This is a genomic window from Bradyrhizobium sp. NBAIM08 (genome assembly GCF_020193935.1).
In the GTDB taxonomy this organism is placed as follows: Bacteria; Pseudomonadota; Alphaproteobacteria; order Rhizobiales; family Xanthobacteraceae; genus Bradyrhizobium; species Bradyrhizobium yuanmingense.
The window spans coordinates 1-407 of the sequence record NZ_JADYVR010000910.1; the positions used below are offsets into that span (position 1 = coordinate 1).

Annotated in this window: 1 protein-coding gene; it reads left to right on the forward strand. The window is 79.1% G+C overall.

Annotation, left to right across the window (positions count from 1 at the left end; translation table 11 throughout):
* A partial coding sequence (locus I6F37_RS42670) for a hypothetical protein (RefSeq protein WP_225154778.1) occupies positions 1-407 on the forward strand: 407 nt, incomplete at both ends.

Genomic DNA, 407 nt, shown 5'->3' on the forward strand with positions numbered 1-407 from the left:
CGCTCGCCGTGCTCGACCCCGCGGCCGTCGCGACGCTCGCGTGGTTCGCCGCGGGCGACCTCCCGCTCGTCGTCGAGCCGCTCCCGCCCACGTTCACGGCGACGAGCGTCCGGCCCGTGCGGCGGCTCGAACGGCTCGGGTTCCGCAACCGGTACGCGCGGACGCCGTGGGCCTACGCCGGCCCCCTCTACCGGACGACGCTCGACACGATGCGGACGTGGCGGCTCCGCGGCGCGCTCGAGGCCCGGTTCGGCCCGCCGAGCGAGACCGTCGGCGACCTCGGCGCGGACACCCGGCTCGGGCTCGGCTCGGCGCTGCGCCGAGTCGCGGAGACCGGCCGGCGCTGCGTGCTGCACCGCCTCGACGGCACCCGCCACGACGGCGTGCTGCGCCGGGTGGGCGCCGAC